This is a genomic window from Desulfovibrio sp. SGI.133 (genome assembly GCF_050313955.1).
Lineage (GTDB): Bacteria > Desulfobacterota > Desulfovibrionia > Desulfovibrionales > Desulfovibrionaceae > Desulfovibrio.
In genome coordinates, this window is record NZ_JBNPMK010000001.1 from 86,637 (window position 1) to 104,436 (window position 17,800).

A 17,800-nucleotide genomic window follows, 5' to 3' on the forward strand; every position below is an offset into this window, starting at 1 on the left:
GCTTGCGCAGGCTGACGAAGCCGAAGAAAAAAGCTATGCTGTCCCAAAACTCCGGGAGCAGAATGTGCATTGACCGTCCTGGAGTGCCGGGAATGTTCCGGAGCTGCGTGTCCGCTTCCCGTGCGAACATTTTGAGCAAGGTTGGATACTATGTTTGAATCGGCAGCCCTTGGCAGAGCATGCAGTAACAAAGAATTTGAAGAAAAAGCCCCCCAGCTGCGCATGCGTCTTTTCAATGCTCAGTTGCAGTGCATCGAGCGCAAGATCCCTGTCCTGATCACGGTGGCCGGTCTGGTCGGTTCCGGGCGTGGTGCCATTATCAACCTTTTGTCGGAATGGATGGACAGCAAGCATGTGCAGAACCATGTTTTCTGGCTGGTGACCGACGAAGAGAAGGCCCGTCCCTGGCCCTGGCGTTTCTGGAGGCAGCTTCCGGCTGCCGGACAGACGGCGGTCTTTTATGACGGCTGGTATGGTGAGGCCATGCGGCAGCGCTGCTGCAAGGATGTGGGAGAAAACGAATTCTCCGCCAGCATGCATCGCTGGCAGGCCCTGGAATCCGGACTGGCGGAATCCGGGATGGCCATTATCAAGCTCTGGCTCCATCTCAACAAAAAGGACCATGCCCGCGCGCTCAAGGAGCGTCAGGAGAACCGGGCCCTGGTGCATTTTTCGCCATCCGACAAGAAGATCGCCGCGGATTACGACGGCATGGTCAGTGCCGCGTCCCGGGCCATCATGCTGACGGACCGCGACAATGCGCCTTGGAGCATCATCGACGCCGCGGATCCCAATTTCCGCAACCTGTCCGTGGTGAAAGCCATCATCGCAGGCATCGAGCGGACCATCGCCGCCCACGATGCCCGTGCCGCCCGCCTCAAGGTGCTGGAATCCGTGCCCGAAGTGGAAGAGGACGCTCGTGAGTCCCTGGTCTCCACCCTGGATGCCATCGACCTTTCCAGCGTGCAGGCTCCCGAACATTACCAGAAGGAACTGAAACGCCTGCAGAAGGAGATCTATCAGCTCTCGTTCCGGGCGTACAAAAAAGGCATCTCGTCCACGCTCATCTTTGAAGGCTGGGATGCCGCCGGCAAGGGTGGAGCCATCCGGCGCCTCACGGCCGGGACAGATGCCCGCATCACGCGTGTCATCCCCATCAGCGCACCTTCGGACGAAGAGTTGGCGCACCATTACCTGTGGCGTTTCTGGCGGCACATCCCCCGCGCCGGTTTCATCACCATCTATGACCGCTCCTGGTACGGCCGTGTCCTGGTGGAACGGGTAGAAAAGCTGACCCCCAAGGAAGACTGGGCCCGCGCCTATGCCGAGATCAATCATTTTGAGCATCAGCTGACCAACAACGGCAACATATTGCTCAAATTCTGGCTGCACATCTCGCCGGAGGAACAGCTGCGACGCTTCCGGGAGCGTGAGGCCATCCCGTGGAAGCGCTACAAGATCACCGATGAAGACTGGCGTAACCGTGACAAGTGGCCCGAGTACGCCCGCGCCGCGGATGAGATGTTCCTGCGTACCAGCACGGAAGATGCCCCCTGGCATGTGGTCCCCGCGGAGAACAAAAAGTATGCCCGCCTGATGGTCCTGCGCATTTACAGGGATGCCCTGAAGCGCGCCCTGCGCTGACAGGATCCCTGCAGCAGAGCCCAGGCATGGAAAAGAGCCGGAGAGCTTCTCCGGCTCTTTTTTTATGCCCGGCCGGGGACCTTCGTCAGCTGCAGGACATGGCGCGACGGAAGGATACAGATTTCAGGCTCTTGCGGAAGAGCCTGCTGTGCGGCCATTTCAGGAGAGGACACGAGATGGGGCGAGACTCATGAGGAAAGGCCGAAGGCTTCTGTACACCGCTGTGCGCCGCCGCAAGTGGAGCGGAATTGTCACCGGGCGCTCACAGCGTTGACGAATGAACAGGACAGTCTGAAGGCATATCCGGGCAGGAAGCAGACCGGCGGCAAGATGCTGTCTTTTGTTCCTCCTTGCTCGATCCTGTCCGGCACCCAGCCCCTTTCAGGGAGGTGGCGCATGATTCCCTCATTTTGTCCTGTCATTTGCAGCCGTTGTGGTCGTTCGTTCATTGCCCCCGGACCGCGTGGGCATATCTGCCCCCAGTGCCAGAAGGAACGGCGCATGAATCGGGAAAAATCGTCTGTCAGAAGCCCCCGAACCACCCGGACGGCAGAATCCCGGGTACAGAAGAACGTGGAGGCGCGTTCTTCCAGAGCCGTGGAGCCGGTACGCGTACCTGTGCAGCTTGTGGAATCCCGCTGGCAGGACATGCTTGACCAGGGGATGCTGGCTACCTGCCCGCGCATGCACCTGACGGCATCGCGTCTTCCCTGTGGCGAGCGTTCCGAATGCTTTGGTCTTTCCCGCTGTCAGTTCGTCCCCCAGAACATGAACCGTCCTTTGCGACGTATCTTCTTCTGATATGTTTGAAAGCAACCTGTCCCAGCCGGAATTTACGCGTGTTTCTGTGGAGAAGATGATGGCAGGCAGTCCGGATATCCCGCCCCTGTGCCGTGCCTGTCCGGATTATGAACGCCAGTGCATCATTTGCGGGCATGGGCCCGTGGTCGATTTTTATACTGTGGACGGCCGTTTTGTAGACAGTTCCGACATGTGCGGCGTCTGCACCTTCGGGCGGCAGGAATGCCGCGATCCCAGCTGCTGGTGAGCCGGTAGCCGCTTTCATCTACCTGAAAACAAAAGGCATCCTTTCCTCCGTGGAAGGATGCCTTTTGTCGTTGGAGAAGGCGGGGACGCTGCCGAATCGTCACATTCCCTCTTGCAAACGGTGACGGAAACGTCGGCCTTTCATCACGGACGCGTCACTGTTTCGCCATGCGTTTTGCCCATTGTGAGCCAGTCAACTTCAACGGGAGCATTCGCATGATCCACATCAGCAATCTCAATAAAACGTTCGGCAGCAGCAAAGGCCTTTCTCACATCAACCTGCATGTGGCCCCGGGAGAGATGGTGGCCCTCATCGGCTCTTCCGGTTCCGGCAAATCCACGCTCATGCGTCACATCTGCGGTCTGACCGCCGCAGACAAGGGCGAGAGCTTGGTGCGGGTCGATAACGAAATCGTGCAAAAGAACGGCTGTATCAGCCGGGACATCCGCCGCATCCGCGCCGGTATCGGCATGATCTTCCAGCAGTTCAATCTGGTGGAGCGCATGAGCGTGGCCCGCAACGTCATGCTGGGGGCTCTGGCCCGTACCAGTTTGTGGCGCAGCCTGACCGGTGCTTTCCACACGGATGACAGGGAGCTGGCCCTTCGGGCTCTGGCCCGCGTGGGGATCGGGGAAAAGGCCTGGCAGCGCACCGGTACCCTTTCCGGCGGGCAGCAGCAGCGTGCCGCCATCGCCCGTGCTCTGGTGCAGCGTGCCCGCGTGCTGCTGGCTGACGAGCCCATCGCCTCGCTGGACCCTGAATCGGCCCGCAATGTCATGCAGACCCTGCGCGACCTCAACCAGAAGGATGGCCTCACCGTTGTGGTGACCCTGCACCAGGTGGATTACGCCATGCGCTTCTGCCCCCGTACCGTGGCCCTGAAAAAGGGCGAGATCGTCTACGACGGCCCCACGGAACGTCTGACGCCCCAGTTCTTGGCGGAACTGTACGGCGCTGAAAGCGACGAGCTTTTTGCCGCCAAGACCAGCGCCGCTCAGGAAACGGTGACGCTGCCCGGCAGCCCTGTCCGCGAGACGTCCCGCGCTGCCTAGGCCCCATCCTGATCCCTCTGATCCCTTTGCCTCACCACTTTATCCAAGGAGAAAATACATGTTTTCCCGTCTTCTTTCCGGCCTGCTGGTCTCTGCCATGCTGCTGGGCAGCGCGCTGACCGCCCAGGCGCAGCAGACCCTCAATTTCGGCATCATCTCCACCGAGGCCAGCCAGAACCTCAAGGTGCTTTGGGATCCTTTCCTCAAGGATATGAGCAAGGCCCTCGGCATGGAAGTCAAAGCCTTCTTTGCCAGTGACTATGCCGGTGTCATCGAAGGCATGCGCTTCAAGAAAGTCGACCTGAGCTGGATCGGCAACAAGGGCGCCATGGTGATGGTGGACCGCGCCAATGGCGAGGTCTTTGCCCAGACCACCGCCCCTGACGGCAGCAAGGGCTACTACTCCTGCCTGATCGTCAACAAGAAGAGCCCGCTCCAGAACCTTGACGACATGTTTGCCCAGGCCTCCAAGCTGAGCTTCAGCAATGGCGATCCCAACTCCACGTCCGGCTTCCTGGTGCCCGGCTATTATGTCTTTGCCAAAAACGGCAAGGATCCCCAGAAAATCTTCGCCCGTACCGTATCGGCCAACCACGAGGCCAATGCGCTCTCCGTAGCCAACAATACTGTGGACGTGGCGACCTGCAATAATGAAGGTCTGGCCCGCCTGGCCATCACCGCTCCCGAAAAGGCCAAGGAACTGCGTGTGATCTGGAAATCTCCCCTGATCCCCAGCGATCCACTGGTCTGGCGCAAGGACCTGCCCGAAGAGACCAAGAAAAAGATCACGGACTTCATCTTCAGCTACGGCGTGAAGGGCGAGAACGTGGAGCAGGCCCGCAAGATCCTGACCGCCCTGCAGTGGGGCCCCTTCATCAAGTCCGACAACAGCCAGCTGATCCCGCTGCGCCAGCTGGAGCTGTTCCGCGCCAAGACGGTGCTGGAAGGCAACAAGGATAAGGATGCCAAGGAAAAGGCCGCCAAGATCGCCGAGATCGAACGTAAGCTGGCCGAACTCGGCAAGTAGCGGGGACAGGGCACAAGGAACGCATCGTTATGGAAGCTGAAATGAAAATGGCCCTGCAGCCGCCGCGCGATCTGCGCGCCGAGACCTGCCGCCTGGTCATCTGGGGCCTTGTTCTGGCCATGCTGGCCTGGGCCTGGCGCGGCGCCGAGATGAAGCCCATGGCGCTGTTGGAGCAGGGCGGCAACATCCTTACCCTGATATCCGATTTCTTCCCGCCGGACTTTACGGACTGGCGCATGTATGTGGAAGAAATGATCGTCACCCTGCATGTGGCGATCTGGGGCACCTTGCTGGCGGTCATCTGCGCGGTGCCGCTGGGCATCATGTCTTCCGAAAATATCGCTCCCTGGTGGATCTGCCAGCCGGTGCGCCGCCTCATGGATGCGGCCCGCGCCATCAACGAGATGGTCTTCGCCATGATGTTCGTGGTCGCCGTGGGGCTTGGCCCCTTTGCCGGTGTGCTGGCCCTTTGGGTGCACACTACGGGCACGCTGGCCAAGCTCTTTTCCGAGGCGGTGGAGGCCATCGAGGTCTCGCCGGTGGAAGGCGTCCGCTCTACCGGGGCCAGCTTTCTGGAAGAGATCATCTTCGGGGTCATCCCGCAGGTGTTCCCCCTCTGGATATCCTACTCGCTGTACCGCTTCGAGGCCAATGTGCGCTCTGCCACGGTGGTGGGCATGGTCGGTGCCGGCGGTATAGGCATGGTGCTGTGGGAACTGTTCCGCAGCTTCAACTTCCAGCAGACGTGTGCGGTCATGGCCATCATCGTGCTGGTGGTGACCCTGTGCGACCTGCTTTCCCAGCGTCTGCGCAAGATGGTGCTGTAAGATGGCCGCCCGTTACGCTCTCTACTACGCCCCCCACAAGGACGAGCCCCTGTATCGTCTGATGGCCCCTCTGTTCGGCCGGGACTGCCGGGACGGCAGCCGCCTGCCGGGCGGCCCCGTGGCTCCTGCGGGGGTGGAACATGGTCTTTGGACATCCCTGGCAAAAACGCCGGCCCATTACGGTCTGCATGCCACGCTCAAGGCGCCTTTTGAGCTGCGCTCCACCTCGGAGGGCATGCTGGCCGCCCTGAAGAATACCTGCCGGAAGGTGGCGGAACGCCATGCCTCCTGGCTGACGGCGCCGCTGGGTTTGCAGCGGCTGCCCGTCCACTCCGGTGAGCGCCAGGCCTCCTTTCTGGCCCTGGTCCCCCGGCAGGGGGATAGCGCGTCGGAATCGGCCATGGCCGCTCTGGAGCGGGATTGCGTGACGGAACTGGACCGTTTCCGGGCCCCTCTCGACCAGAGGGACGTGGAACGGCGGGAGCCTTTGAGCCTTGATGAGCGGCGCAATCTCCTGCGCTGGGGCTATCACCATGTGCTGGATCTGTTCCGTTTCCACATCACCCTGACGGGTCCCCTGCCTCATGAGGGGGCGGAGCAGGTGGAAGCAGCCCTGAACCAGTATCTGGAACCGGTGATCGACAAGCCCCTGGCCATGGATTCTGTGTGTCTTTTTTGCCAGGCGGACCGGGCATTGCCCTTCCGCCTGACGACCCGCTTCGCTTTGGCGCGGACCGGGAATGCCTAACATAATGACTATTGGAAGTATCATGAACATGAGTTTGCGGCAGGAACGCATGCGCCTGCTGGCGCTTGTCCCGGAGACCTGCCTTGATGAGGCCCTGTCCGGGATCAGCCTGCCTGGCTACCGCATCGTGCGCGGGCCCGAAACGGGGCTCGTGATGGCCCGGGGACGCGTCGGCAATGTCGGCGATGTCTTCAACGTAGGGGAAGTGCTGGTCACCCGCTGTGTCGTCCAGCTGGAAGAAAAGACGCTTGGCCATGCCTGGATCATGGGGGAATCCCCCCGCCATGCGGAACTGGCGGCCCTGTGCGATGCCCTGTGGCAGCAGGAAGGCTACGCGGCGTTGCTGGACGAAAAGCTGCGCCCCTGCCTGGAACGGGCCATAGAGGAAAAAAGAAAGGCTGCCGCCCGCGATGCGGCAGGTACGAAAGTCAACTTTTTCACCTTTGTCCGCGGAGAAGACCAGTGAGCGATCAGCAATGTTCCCGCCTGTCCTGGGCAGATCCTGTGGGACAGGCACAGCAGGTGTTCCGTCTGGCCCTTACCGCGTTGTCCCGGCCTGCCCGGGCGCATGCTTTCGTGCCCTGCCCGGCGGATACCGCTGGGGATGAACTGCCTGCCGGGCTGAGCCCGGAGCTGGCGGCCTTGGCCCTTTCGCTGTGCGATAACGAGACCACGGTCTGGCTGGCGCCCGGACTGGATACAGAAGACGTCAGAGCCTGGTTCCGTTTTCACTGCGGCACGGTCCTGGTGGCCGAACCTGCCCAGGCCGCATTCGCCTTCGTCCCCGGTACTGAAGCGCTGCCTGACCTGCGCTGCTTCCATCAGGGAGAGGCTGAATACCCGGATCGCTCCACGACCATCTGCCTTGGCGGAGTAGAGGAGGGAGAAAAGGCCGGCATCGCCGCTTCCGGTCCCGGCATCGTGGGCAGCTGCACCTTTGCCTGTCGTATGCCGGAAGATTTTCTGGCCCAGTGGCAGAGCAACCATGAGCAATTCCCGCTGGGTGTGGACATGCTACTTTGCGGGCTGGGCCGCCTGACCGGTCTGCCCCGTACGACCTGCCTGACCCCTGCCGCAGACGAGGTGTCCAAATGTATGTAGCTGTAAAAGGTGGCGAAAAAGCCATTGCCGCGGCACATGCCCTGCTTGCTCGGGAGCGGCGGGGCGATGTGCAGATTCCTGAAGTAACACTTGAACAATTGGCAGGACAGCTCAAGCTGGCCGTGGACCGCATCATGGCCGAGGGCTCCCTGTACAGCCCCGAACTGGCCGCACTGGCCTTCAAGCAGGCCCAGGGCGATGCCGTGGAAGCCATCTTCCTGCTGCGCGCCTATCGCACGACCCTGCCTCGTTTCGGTGTTTCTGAGCCCATGGATACTTCCCGCATGCGGGTGGAGCGGCGCATCTCCGCCACCTGGAAGGATCTGCCCGGCGGCCAGATCCTGGGATCCACCTTTGACTATACGCACCGCCTGCTGGATCGCGGTCTGGCCGTGCCCGGGACCGCTCCCCGGGACGTGGAGCCCGAAAGGACGGCGGAAGATCTGGCGATGATGGCGGCCGATGCGCAGGCCCTGCTGCAGGAGCCGCTGCCCAGAGCCATGGACGCTCTTGGTCGCGAAGGCCTGATGGAATCCGTGGTCCCTTCGCATGAAGGCAATGATTGCCCGGACATCACCCGTCAGCCGCTGGAGCTGCCGGCCGACGGTTCCGGGGACCGGGCCGTGCGCCTGCAATCCATGGCCCGTGCCGATGAAGGCTTCTTGCTGGGCATGGCCTATTCCACCCAGCGCGGTTACGGCGCTGTCCACCCCTTCACCGGGGAACTGCGCCGCGGTTTCGTGGAGCTGACCGTCATCCCGGAAGAGCTGGGCTTTGCCATCACCTTGGGCGAAGTGGAGCTCACCGAATGCGACATGGTCAGCCGGTACACCGGCCGTGCCCTCGAGCCCTGCTTCACCCGCGGTTACGGGCTCGTCTTCGGCAACAACGAGCGCAAGGCCCTGTCCATGTCCATCGTGGACCGCGCCCTGCGTGCCCGGGAATTGCAGGAAGACCAGATCGGTCCTGCCCAGAACCCCGAATTCGTGCTCATGCATGGGGATAACGTGGATGCGTCCGGTTTCGTGCAGCACATCAAACTGCCGCACTATGTGGACTTTCAGGCGGAACTTTCCCTGATCCGCCAGCTGCGGGAACGTAAGCACGCGGAAGAGCAGGCTGCTGCCGCGTCCGAAAAACATGCGGAGGCCAGCCATGCCTGAGAACCTGACGACCACGCCTGCGGCCTCCGGGCTGGAAGGCTACAACTTTGCCTATCTCGATGAAGGCACCAAGCGCATGGTGCGCCGGGCCCTGCTCAAGGCAGTGGCCATCCCCGGCTACCAGGTGCCTTTTGCCAGCCGTGAGATGCCCATGCCCTACGGCTGGGGGACGGGCGGCATCCAGGTCACGGCCAGCATCATCGGCCGGGACGATGTGCTCAAGGTCATCGACCAGGGCTCGGACGATACGACCAATGCCGTTTCCATCCGCCGCTTCTTCGAACGCACCGCGGCCGTGACCACGACTACCCACACCGGGGAAGCCAGCATCATCCAGACCCGTCACCGCATCCCCGAGCAGCCTCTGCGCGAGGATCAGATCATGGTCTACCAGGTGCCCATGCCGGAGCCTCTGCGCTGGCTCGAACCCAGCGAAAAAGAGACCCGTACCCTGCATGCTTTGGAAGAGTACGGTATCATGAGCATCAAGCTGTATGAGGATATCATGCGGCATGGCGATATCGCCACCGGCTTCGACTATCCCGTGAAGGTCAATGGCCGCTACATCATGAGCCCGTCGCCCATCCCGCGTTTCGACAATCCCAAGATGCACCAGTGTCCGGCGCTGCAGCTTTTCGGTGCCGGCCGGGAAAAGCGCATCTACGCCATCCCGCCCTATACGGATGTGGTCAGTCTCGACTTTGAGGATTACCCCTTCACGCCCCAGAGCTGGGATCAGTGCTGCGCCATCTGCGGCGCCACAGACACCTATCTGGACGAGATCGTCATGGATGACGCCGGTACGCGTATGTTCGTCTGTTCCGATACCGACAATTGTGCCCGGCGCGTGGCCGAGCAGGGCGGCACTGCCGCTCCCAGGGAGGAGAAATAGCCGTGAGCCTCTTGGATACCAATCTTGATCCCGTCCTTTCCGCCCGCCAGCTGACGCGGCGTTACGGCAGCCGCATCGGCTGCAAGGACGTTTCGCTGGATCTGTGGCCCGGGGAAGTCCTCGGCATCGTGGGCGAATCCGGCTCCGGCAAGAGCACGCTGCTGAACATGCTTTCCGGCCGCCTGGAACCTTCCGCCGGGCATGTCCACTACACGGCAGCTGACGGCAAGGTACTGGATATCCACAGCCTGGATGAAGCCCAGCGCCGCCGTCTGCTGCGTACCGAACTGGGCTTCGTCCACCAGCATCCCCGCGACGGCCTGCGCATGTCGGTCAGCGCCGGCGCCAATATCGGCGAGCGCCTCATGGCCAATGGGGCCCGGCATTACGGGAACCTGCGGGCCACGGCTCTGGACTGGCTGGAACGGGTGGAGATCCCCGTGCAGCGTGTGGACGATACGCCGTCCCAGTATTCCGGCGGCATGCAGCAGCGTCTGCAGATCGCCCGCAATCTGGTGACCACGCCGCGCCTCGTCTTCATGGACGAACCTACCGGAGGTCTGGACGTGTCTGTCCAGGCCCGCCTGCTGGACCTGCTGCGCCATCTGGTGCGCGACATGGGGCTGGCCGTGGTACTCGTGACCCACGATCTGGCGGTGGCCCGGCTGCTCTCGCACCGTCTGATCGTCATGTACCACGGTGAAGTGGCGGAGACCGGTCTGACGGACCAGGTACTGGACGATCCGCAGCATTCCTATTCCCAGTTGCTGGTCTCCTCCATCCTGCAGTGCTGACAAGGAGCGTTCACATGCATCAGTTCAACCATCCTGACGGCGACGCTCCTGTGGTGGAGGTGCGTCACCTGTGCAAAACCTTTGTCCTGCACCAGCAGGGCGGCATCCGCATCCAGGCGCTGCAGGACGTCAATTTTGATGTGCGTGCCGGAGAATGCGTGGCCCTGCACGGGCCTTCCGGAGCCGGGAAGTCGACCCTGCTCAAGACCCTATACGGTAACTATCTGCCCAGTTCCGGGAAAGTAATCGTCCGCTGCGAAGACTGCGAGACGGATATGGCCACGGCCTCCACGCGCGCCATCAGCCGTGTGCGCCGGGAATGCATCGGTTATGTCAGCCAGTTCCTCCGTGTCATCCCGCGCGTGAGTGCGCTGGATCTGGTGGCCGAACCTCTGCTGGATGCCGGTGAAGACCGTGAGACGGCCCTTGATGCCGCGCAGAAGATGCTGACCCGCCTCAACCTGCCCGAGCGCCTCTGGCATGTGGCCCCGGCCACGTTTTCCGGCGGGGAACAGCAGCGTGTGAACATCGCACGCGGGCTCATCCGGCCCATGCCCCTGCTGTTGCTGGACGAACCCACCGCCTCTCTGGACGGCATCAACCGGCAGGTGGTCATCGACCTCATCCATGAGGCCCGGCAGCGGGGCAGCGCCATCGTGGGCATCTTCCATGATGACGTGGCCCGCAATGCCGTGGCGGACAGGATCGTCCCCATGGACAGGCCGTAGCCGCGCCGACCCGAAGAACCAACGATCACAGAAGCATAATCGGAGATCATCCATGAAAGAATATGTGTTGCGTAACGCCCGGGTGGTGACGCCCACCACCGTGATGCATGGCCATGTGCTGGTGCGTGACGGCTTGGTTGCCGATGTGGACGAAGGCGACGTCCAGCCCACTGCCGCCCTGGAATGCATCGACTGCGAAGGTGACTATCTGTTGCCCGGTTTTGTGGAACTGCACACCGACAATCTGGAAAAGCATCTGGTGCCCCGTCCCAAAGTTGTCTGGCCGCAGGCGGAACCCGCCTTTTTCGCCCATGACGCCCAGATCGTGGCGGCCGGTATCACCACCGTGTTCGATGCCCTGTCCGTGGGCGAATACCACGACAAAGGGCGTATCGCCATGCTGGGCCGCGGTGTGGATGCCCTGAACCATTGCCGCCAGTCGGGCATGCTGCGTGCCGACCACCTGCTGCATCTGCGCTGTGAAGTGGCCGATCCCCGCATGCGGGACCTGTTCTTCCCCCTGTCGGACACGCCCTGCCTGAAGCTGGTCTCGCTGATGGATCATACGCCCGGGCAGCGCCAGTGGCGTGATACCACGGCCTACCGGACCTATTACAGCAATATCAAGTCCTGGACCGATGAAGAGTTCACGGCCATGATGCACGAGCTGGAAGAGGTGCGGGACAGCTGCGCCAATGATAACGCCGCCTCGGTCATGGAATTTTGCCGACAGCACCATCTGCCCATGGCCAGCCATGACGATACGCTGGTGGAGCATGTGGAGGAGGCCCTGAGCAACGGCATCTCCATCAGCGAGTTCCCCACCACCACGGAGGCTGCCTGCTGCGCCTCGGAAAACGGGATGCTGGTCATGATGGGGGCCCCCAATGTCGTGCGCGGCGGGTCCCATTCCGGCAATGCCTCGGCTCTGGATGTGGCCAAAGAAGGGCATTTGGGGGCCCTGTCCTCCGACTATGTGCCCGCCAGCCTGCTGGCCGCGGTCTTTGAGCTGGCCGCCAAGGAGATCATGCCCCTGCCCGCAGCCGTCAATCTGGTCAGCGCCAATCCGGCCGAAAGCGTGGGCCTGGATGACCGCGGCCGCATCGATACCGGACGCCGTGCGGACATGGTCCGCGTCCACCATATGGACGACATGCCGGTGGTCCGCAATGTCTGGCGTCAAGGCGTGCAGGTGTACTGATGCGCGGCACACTCATCTATGTCATAGGACCGTCGGGATCCGGCAAGGACAGCCTGCTGTCGGCCCTGCGGCCCCGGTTGCGCGGCCTGCCGGTCGCCTTTGCCCGGCGCTACATCAGCCGTCCCGCCTGCGCCGGAGGGGAACAGCATATGGCCCTTTCCGCCGGGAGTATCCTTTCCATGGAGGCTCAGGGGCGTCTGGCCATGCGCTGGAGCAGCCACGGCTGCCAGTACGGCATCGGCCGGTCCATCGACGGCAGTCTGGAGCACGGCATCTGCGTGATCGTCAACGGTTCTCGGGAATATCTGCCGGAAGCCCTGCGGCGTTATCCTGATCTTCTTCCCGTGCTGGTGGAGGTGGAGCCGGCCATCCTGCGGCAACGCCTGCTGGCCCGGGGAAGAGAGCAGGGCAAAGACCTGGAAGAACGTTTACAGCGCGCGCTGGCACCATTGCCTGCCGCTGGCCTGGAGCGGCTCGTGCGCATCGACAACTCCGGCAAGCTGGAAACGGCAGTCGATAGCCTGGAGAATATCGTGCGGGCTGTCCTGCCGGTGCGCAGCATGCCGGGCACCCCCCAGGGAGCGCAGGGCAGCGCTGCCTGAAGCAAACCTTTTGAGCAGATCTGATGAAAAAAGGGCTCCTTCCCTGTGGGGAAAGAGCCCTTTTGCTGTCCATGTCGTTGTGTCGTACGCACAGCCGGCGTGTTTCCATGCGCACGGCACGACACGCGCATGCGCCGAACAAATGCGCCGGAAGCCCCAGCGACTGGGGGGAGAGCTTACTTAAAAATTAAAGCGATACTTTAAGAATTGAATGTTTAGAACATCGTCAGCTGATAACTGCGCCCTTCAAGGCTGGCCGCCAGGGCTTCGCCCTGCTGGCCTCCCCCTGCCATACGCACCAGCTCCGCATGGCGCTGGCGGGCATCGAGCGGGACGCAGGTCGTGAATGTGGCATTGTCCCGGATAGTCTTGCTGATCTGGAAATGCTTTTGTGCCCGGGCTGCCAGCTGCGGCCAGTGCGTGATGACCAGCATTTGCCGCTGCTTTGCAAGATTTTCCAGCTTTTCCGCAAGCTTGTTTAATGTAAAACCGCCCACACCGGCATCCACTTCGTCAAAAATGTAGGTTGCACTTTCCGCTTTGGGACGGACGCTCATCAGGGCGAGCAGGAAGCGGGAAAGCTCGCCGCCCGAAGCGATCCGGTCCAGCGGCTGGGGAGCCTGCCCGGGGTTGGGGGCCCAGAGGATACGCACCTTTTCATCCATGAGGCCGGGCCAGACTTCCTGCGGCATGAAATCGGGGATGACCCGGACCTGTTCGGAGAATCCCAGCTGGCGCAGCTCTTCTTCCAGCTGTCGGGCAAAGTCCGCGGCAGCTTCGCGGCGCTGGGGGAGCAGAGCGGAAAGCACCTCCTGCAGCTGGGTGGCCAGCTGTTTTTCTTCCTTGTCCAGCAGGGTGATATCCAGCGCGCAGGCATCGAGGAAGGAGATGTTTTCACGGATCTCTTCGCGCAACTCCAGGATCTCATCCAGCGAACGGTGCAGCTTGCGCTTAAGCTGGGCCAGAGTGTAGAGCCGCTCTTCCATCTGTTCCACATCGGGCATGTCTTCCGGCAGGGGAGGACGGCGCAGGCGGCCGCTCAAATGGGAAAGCTGCTGGCGCAGAGCCGTGACGGCATCGGCATCTTCGCTGACGGAGTCGTCTGTCCGCGCCATCTGGTGCAGGCAGCGTTCCAGCCGCCCCAGCATATCGAGCAGGCCGGGTTCTTCCTCACCATGCAGCAGGCCCAGCGCCAGCTCATACTGTTCGCGGGTCTGTTCGGCGGCACGGACGATGGCCCGCTGCTCTTCAAGGCGTTCTTCTTCCCCGGCTTCGGGAGCGACCCTGTCGATCTCCTGCTGTTGCATCTCCAGGATGTCCCGGCGCTCCAGCAGGTGGGCCTCCCGGGCCCGCAGCTCCTTGCGGCGGGCCTCCACGGAGCGCAGCTGTTCCAGCAGCTCGTCACGCCGGCGCAACAGGTCGGGATCCTTCAAAGTGCTTTCCATGAGCCGGGCCTGGAAGGCAGGCTGCAGCAACTGCTGCTGTCCGTGCTGGCTGGCATGGGCCAGCAGCTGTTCCCGCAGGGAACGCACACATTCCTGGGAGCGCAGGGCATCATCGACGTACAGACGGCTGCGGCCGCTCTCGGCCAACAGGCTACGCCGGATGACGATTTCCCTTCCGTCCATCTGGAACTGTGCTTCGACCTGGGCCTTTTCCGCTCCCTGCCGTACCATATCGGCGCCCAGCCTGTCGCCCAGCAGAAAGCCCAGGGCTTTGAGGATAAAGCTTTTTCCTGCCCCTGTTTCGCCGGTGAGCACGTTCATGCCCGGGGCAAAGTCGAGTTCGGCGTCTTCGATGAGAGCGAGATTGCGGATACGCAAATATTCCAGCATGGATAGGACCTATTTTTTGAGACGGGGATCAAGAAGGTCACGCAGGCTTTCGCCCAGCAGGTTGTAGCCCAACACGGTCACCAGGATGGCGACACCCGGATAAAAGGAAAGCCAGGGGGCATCTTCCAGGACGGTCTTGCCTTCCATGAGCATATTCCCCCAGCTGGCTGTAGGCGGCTGGACACCAAGCCCGAGGAAACTGAGCCCCGATTCCACCAGGATGGCACCGGCCACGCCCAGCGTAGCGGAAATGAGCACCGGGGCCAGCGTGTTGGGCAGGATGTGGCGCAGCAATATCCGGCAGGTAGAGCAGCCGGACAAACGTGCCGCCGATACAAAATCCCGCTGGCGCAGGCTCAAGGTCTCGGCACGGACCAGGCGGGCGACCCCCATCCATGAGGTCAGGCCGATGACGATCATGATGTTGGTCAGGCTCGGTTCCAGAAAGGCGATGACCGAAAGAATCAGGAAAAACGAGGGAAAGCAGAGCATGATGTCCACACCGCGCATGATCCCTTCATCCACCAGACCGCCAAAATAGCCGCTGATCAGGCCCAGTCCCGTCCCGATGCTGACGGAAATGCCCACAGCGACAAAGCCGACCCACAACGAGATCTGTCCGCCGTAGAGCAGCCGGGAAAAAACGTCCCGTCCCAAACGGTCCGTACCCAGCCAGAACATGGAGGACGGCGGCTCCAGAATATGATCCAGATGCAGGGCATTGGGATCATAGGGCGCGAGCAGGGGAGCGCACAGCGCTGCCAGAGACATGACCAGCACGATGCCCAGCCCCAGACAGAGCATGAGATGGCGCCCAAGGAAACGGCGCAACAAGGGACCACACATATCAGCGGACCTCCCGGCTGCTGCGGATGCGCGGATCGGCCAGGCCGTAGCAGACATCCGCCAGCAGGTTCCCCAGCAGGGTCAGCACGGCCCCCAGAACCAGGTTGCCCATGATCATGGTGTAGTCGCGGGCCATGACCGCGGCATAGAACAATTGCCCCAGTCCGGGCAGGGCGAAGATGGACTCGATGATGACGCTGCCGCCGATGAGCCCGGGTACCGAGAGGCCCAGCAGGGTGATGACCGGGAGCAGGGCATTACGCAGGGCATGGCGCCAGATGATCGTGCGGGGGGACAGGCCTTTGGCCTGGGCCGTCAGGATGTAGTCCTGACGCAGGACCTCGAGCATGCAGGCTCGCATGTAGCGGGACATGCCCGCCAGGCTTCCGATGGTATAGACCAGGATCGGCAGTGCCAGATGCTGCGCCAGATCAAGCACCTTGTCCACAGGCCCGAGACTGTCGAAATTCATGGACGTCAGGCCGGAAATAGGCAGCCATTGCAGATGGATACCGAAAAACAGCATCAGCAGCAATGCCAGCCAGAACGAGGGCATGGCAAAACCGAGATAGACGAAGACCGTCACGCCCCGGTCCAGAAGGGAATTCTGGCGGCAGGCCGAAAGGATGCCGATGGGGATGGCGATGATGAGCGTCAGGATCAGGGAGATGACGTTCATACCCACGGTCAGGGGCAGGCGCTCCATGATCTTGTCCAGCACGGGCCGCCCGTCCGCTGACATGGACAGGCCGAAATCCAGGCGTACCAGGCGTGAGAGCCAGTCCAGATATTGTACATGCAGAGGTTTATCCAGGCCGTATAGGGCCTCCAGCCGCTGGCGGGCCGCCTCACCGGCCAGAGGATTGAGGGTCGTTTCCATGTCGGTGGGCGAACCGGGCGCGAGATGGATGACCCAAAAGCTGATGAGGGTGATCCCCCATAAGACCAGCAGCATCCACAGCAGTTTGCGCACGATGCGCAAGGTCAGCTGCAGCAGGGCCGCATTGCGGGATGAACAGACCGCCTGCACGCATATCCTCCGTTATTATTCCGTCCGGGTCATCCACTGCCGCATGTCGGCCACCTCCTGCTGCCATTGCGGCGAAAGGCGCAGCTGGAGGAAGCGGGCATACAGGCTGTCCAGCAGGCCGAGGCAGACTTCCATCAGGTAGATCTTTTCCAGCAGCATGGCGTCCGGGTCGTCATCCTCTTCAGGCTTTTCCACCTTGGGAGTCTTCAGGCTGCCCAAAGTGAAGTCTTCGGCCTTGAGGGTGAACTGGAAGGCCAGTTCTTCCTTTTCAAGCCGGATGAGGGCGCGGGTGACTTTTTTCCCCGTGCCAAGGCCGAAACGGGCCTCGCGAAGAGGGGAGAGCGTCCCGGCAACGGTCGCCGTTTCTTTGGCGTCCCCTTCGCCGCCTTGGACGACGATACGCTGCTCCATGGAAACAGAGACGGGCTGGCCTTCCTTGTCCACAAAGGCCCCGGGCGCCACATCGCTCTGGTACCACAGCCAGGTAAGGAACTCCTGGCCAAGAATGTTGTCCGTAGAATCCAGGCAGGGTGTATCACTCATGGGATGACCTCGTGAATCAGGAAAGGGCGGCGAACTGTGTGGCTTCGATACGATCCAGCCGGCTCATGGCCGCTTCGTCGAGCATGGTCTCGGCCAGGCTGTACGGGGTGATCTGCTCAAGATGCAGTTCGAAGGAGTTGAGGAATGCCTCCATGAACAGATCGATCATCTTCCCCTGGGTGGAGGCAAACCAGACCTCATTGCGATCCGTTGCCCAGATGACATTGAATTCAGCCGGGATGGGCAGGAAGCGCTGCCGCAGGCGAAGCAGGACCTGTTCCTTGAGTTCCTTCTTGCGCTCACGGGAAATGAACTTTTTGCCCTGTTCCTGCATTTTTTCCTTTTCGGCCTTCAGTGCCAGGGTCAGATGCTTTTTGATGACGGCGGCCGGGATACGCCGGGTATCCAGACGCAGGGAGAAGAGCAGATAGGCGCCCTTGTGCGGCGGGGCCGTCCGCCATTCGGAGTCCAGCATATCCTCGAAGCATACCCAGCCATAGGCCTGCATCTCGGGCAGGTCGTCGATGTCCCGGAAGGCGAACTGGCGCAGCTTGTCGGGGATCTGCGTCCAAAGCTCCGAAGGGATGGGGTCGATGATCCTGAAACGGGTAAAGCTGCACGAAGCATTACAAAAACCCATACTGGCTCCTTTCTGTGATATCCGCCAGGAGGCGTGTCATTCTTGTACGCAGTGCGGCAGATTCTTGCAAGCCCGAAGC

At 61.8% G+C, this 17,800-nt stretch carries 20 protein-coding genes; 15 read left to right on the top strand and 5 right to left on the bottom strand.

The genetic code is table 11. The features are described 5' to 3' along the window. Positions 1-150 precede the first annotated feature (150 nt). The 15 genes from pap to phnN all read left to right on the top strand — a co-directional run bounded on the left by pap (position 151) and on the right by phnN (position 12,827). A complete protein-coding gene (gene pap, locus ACQRBR_RS00420; RefSeq protein ID WP_427811989.1) occupies positions 151-1,644 on the top strand; it encodes a polyphosphate:AMP phosphotransferase in 1,494 nt (497 codons plus the stop codon). 501 nt (positions 1,645-2,145) lie between these two features. After that, positions 2,146-2,445 carry a hypothetical protein gene (locus tag ACQRBR_RS00425; RefSeq protein ID WP_427811990.1) on the top strand — a complete coding sequence of 100 codons (300 nt, stop codon included), beginning with the start codon at positions 2,146-2,148 and terminating at the stop codon, positions 2,443-2,445. A 55-nt stretch (positions 2,446-2,500) separates the two neighbouring features. After that, positions 2,501-2,692, top strand: a complete 192-nt coding sequence (locus tag ACQRBR_RS00430) for a hypothetical protein (protein WP_427811991.1) — start codon at positions 2,501-2,503, stop codon at positions 2,690-2,692. Positions 2,693-2,907: 215 nt separating this feature from the next. Continuing rightward, complete coding sequence (gene phnC, locus ACQRBR_RS00435; protein WP_239463806.1) at positions 2,908-3,744, top strand: phosphonate ABC transporter ATP-binding protein; 837 nt, start codon at positions 2,908-2,910, stop codon at positions 3,742-3,744. 58 nt (positions 3,745-3,802) lie between these two features. Next, positions 3,803-4,771, top strand: coding sequence for a phosphonate ABC transporter substrate-binding protein (gene phnD, locus ACQRBR_RS00440; protein ID WP_427811992.1), 969 nt, complete (start codon positions 3,803-3,805; stop codon positions 4,769-4,771). Between the two features lie 29 nt (positions 4,772-4,800). Further along, entirely contained in the window at positions 4,801-5,598 is a 798-nt protein-coding gene (phnE, locus tag ACQRBR_RS00445; RefSeq protein ID WP_427811993.1) for a phosphonate ABC transporter, permease protein PhnE, read from the top strand. 1 nt (position 5,599) lies between these two features. After that, positions 5,600-6,346 (top strand): DUF1045 domain-containing protein, encoded by a 747-nt coding sequence (locus ACQRBR_RS00450; RefSeq protein WP_303740007.1) that lies wholly within the window; start codon positions 5,600-5,602, stop codon positions 6,344-6,346. Between the two features lie 22 nt (positions 6,347-6,368). Continuing rightward, entirely contained in the window at positions 6,369-6,812 is a 444-nt protein-coding gene (gene phnG, locus ACQRBR_RS00455) for a phosphonate C-P lyase system protein PhnG (protein WP_427811994.1), read from the top strand. Then, on the top strand, positions 6,809-7,447 hold the full coding sequence (gene phnH / locus ACQRBR_RS00460) for a phosphonate C-P lyase system protein PhnH (RefSeq protein ID WP_427811995.1): 639 nt from the start codon (positions 6,809-6,811) through the stop codon (positions 7,445-7,447). Before phnG ends, phnH begins: the two co-directional genes overlap by 4 nt. Then, positions 7,438-8,610 (top strand): carbon-phosphorus lyase complex subunit PhnI, encoded by a 1,173-nt coding sequence (locus ACQRBR_RS00465; RefSeq protein ID WP_427811996.1) that lies wholly within the window; start codon positions 7,438-7,440, stop codon positions 8,608-8,610. Before phnH ends, ACQRBR_RS00465 begins: the two co-directional genes overlap by 10 nt. Then, positions 8,603-9,502 carry an alpha-D-ribose 1-methylphosphonate 5-phosphate C-P-lyase PhnJ gene (locus tag ACQRBR_RS00470; protein ID WP_289616008.1) on the top strand — a complete coding sequence of 300 codons (900 nt, stop codon included), beginning with the start codon at positions 8,603-8,605 and terminating at the stop codon, positions 9,500-9,502. Before ACQRBR_RS00465 ends, ACQRBR_RS00470 begins: the two co-directional genes overlap by 8 nt. A gap of 2 nt (positions 9,503-9,504) precedes the next feature. Beyond that, the gene (phnK, locus tag ACQRBR_RS00475) at positions 9,505-10,296 is read left to right on the top strand and encodes a phosphonate C-P lyase system protein PhnK (RefSeq protein ID WP_427811997.1); all 792 of its coding nucleotides are present in this window, start codon (positions 9,505-9,507) and stop codon (positions 10,294-10,296) included. A 14-nt stretch (positions 10,297-10,310) separates the two neighbouring features. Then, the gene (phnL, locus tag ACQRBR_RS00480; RefSeq protein ID WP_321128190.1) at positions 10,311-11,024 is read left to right on the top strand and encodes a phosphonate C-P lyase system protein PhnL; all 714 of its coding nucleotides are present in this window, start codon (positions 10,311-10,313) and stop codon (positions 11,022-11,024) included. A 52-nt stretch (positions 11,025-11,076) separates the two neighbouring features. Further along, positions 11,077-12,225, top strand: coding sequence for an alpha-D-ribose 1-methylphosphonate 5-triphosphate diphosphatase (locus ACQRBR_RS00485; protein ID WP_303880075.1), 1,149 nt, complete (start codon positions 11,077-11,079; stop codon positions 12,223-12,225). After that, entirely contained in the window at positions 12,225-12,827 is a 603-nt protein-coding gene (phnN, locus tag ACQRBR_RS00490; protein WP_427811998.1) for a phosphonate metabolism protein/1,5-bisphosphokinase (PRPP-forming) PhnN, read from the top strand. Before ACQRBR_RS00485 ends, phnN begins: the two co-directional genes overlap by 1 nt. A gap of 215 nt (positions 12,828-13,042) precedes the next feature. Here the strand turns inward: phnN and ACQRBR_RS00495 are convergent, their stop codons facing one another. Genes ACQRBR_RS00495 through rdgC form a run of 5 tightly spaced genes read right to left on the bottom strand, consistent with a single transcriptional unit; the run spans position 13,043 to position 17,721 of the window. Next, entirely contained in the window at positions 13,043-14,662 is a 1,620-nt protein-coding gene (locus ACQRBR_RS00495; protein WP_427811999.1) for a DNA repair protein RecN, read from the bottom strand. Between the two features lie 9 nt (positions 14,663-14,671). Next, positions 14,672-15,508 (bottom strand): ABC transporter permease, encoded by an 837-nt coding sequence (locus ACQRBR_RS00500; RefSeq protein WP_040369298.1) that lies wholly within the window; start codon positions 15,506-15,508, stop codon positions 14,672-14,674. A 1-nt stretch (position 15,509) separates the two neighbouring features. Next, complete coding sequence (locus tag ACQRBR_RS00505; protein WP_204625657.1) at positions 15,510-16,538, bottom strand: ABC transporter permease; 1,029 nt, start codon at positions 16,536-16,538, stop codon at positions 15,510-15,512. A gap of 15 nt (positions 16,539-16,553) precedes the next feature. Continuing rightward, on the bottom strand, positions 16,554-17,081 hold the full coding sequence (locus ACQRBR_RS00510; protein ID WP_427812000.1) for a hypothetical protein: 528 nt from the start codon (positions 17,079-17,081) through the stop codon (positions 16,554-16,556). Between the two features lie 16 nt (positions 17,082-17,097). Further along, the gene (gene rdgC, locus ACQRBR_RS00515) at positions 17,098-17,721 is read right to left on the bottom strand and encodes a recombination-associated protein RdgC (RefSeq protein WP_204625658.1); all 624 of its coding nucleotides are present in this window, start codon (positions 17,719-17,721) and stop codon (positions 17,098-17,100) included. Between the last annotated feature and the right edge of the window lie 79 nt (positions 17,722-17,800).

Coding starts and splice junctions, on each gene's coding strand:
- ACQRBR_RS00425 (WP_427811990.1), top strand. CDS start 2,146: ATGAATCGGGAAAAATCGTCTGTCAGAAGCCCCCGAACCACCCGGACG.
- ACQRBR_RS00450 (WP_303740007.1), top strand. CDS start 5,600: ATGGCCGCCCGTTACGCTCTCTACTACGCCCCCCACAAGGACGAGCCC.
- pap (WP_427811989.1), top strand. CDS start 151: ATGTTTGAATCGGCAGCCCTTGGCAGAGCATGCAGTAACAAAGAATTT.
- ACQRBR_RS00510 (WP_427812000.1), bottom strand. CDS start 17,081: ATGAGTGATACACCCTGCCTGGATTCTACGGACAACATTCTTGGCCAG.
- phnL (WP_321128190.1), top strand. CDS start 10,311: ATGCATCAGTTCAACCATCCTGACGGCGACGCTCCTGTGGTGGAGGTG.
- phnG (WP_427811994.1), top strand. CDS start 6,369: ATGAACATGAGTTTGCGGCAGGAACGCATGCGCCTGCTGGCGCTTGTC.
- ACQRBR_RS00500 (WP_040369298.1), bottom strand. CDS start 15,508: ATGTGTGGTCCCTTGTTGCGCCGTTTCCTTGGGCGCCATCTCATGCTC.
- phnC (WP_239463806.1), top strand. CDS start 2,908: ATGATCCACATCAGCAATCTCAATAAAACGTTCGGCAGCAGCAAAGGC.
- phnE (WP_427811993.1), top strand. CDS start 4,801: ATGGAAGCTGAAATGAAAATGGCCCTGCAGCCGCCGCGCGATCTGCGC.
- ACQRBR_RS00465 (WP_427811996.1), top strand. CDS start 7,438: ATGTATGTAGCTGTAAAAGGTGGCGAAAAAGCCATTGCCGCGGCACAT.
- ACQRBR_RS00495 (WP_427811999.1), bottom strand. CDS start 14,662: ATGCTGGAATATTTGCGTATCCGCAATCTCGCTCTCATCGAAGACGCC.
- ACQRBR_RS00485 (WP_303880075.1), top strand. CDS start 11,077: ATGAAAGAATATGTGTTGCGTAACGCCCGGGTGGTGACGCCCACCACC.
- ACQRBR_RS00430 (WP_427811991.1), top strand. CDS start 2,501: ATGATGGCAGGCAGTCCGGATATCCCGCCCCTGTGCCGTGCCTGTCCG.
- rdgC (WP_204625658.1), bottom strand. CDS start 17,721: ATGGGTTTTTGTAATGCTTCGTGCAGCTTTACCCGTTTCAGGATCATC.
- phnN (WP_427811998.1), top strand. CDS start 12,225: ATGCGCGGCACACTCATCTATGTCATAGGACCGTCGGGATCCGGCAAG.
- ACQRBR_RS00470 (WP_289616008.1), top strand. CDS start 8,603: ATGCCTGAGAACCTGACGACCACGCCTGCGGCCTCCGGGCTGGAAGGC.
- phnD (WP_427811992.1), top strand. CDS start 3,803: ATGTTTTCCCGTCTTCTTTCCGGCCTGCTGGTCTCTGCCATGCTGCTG.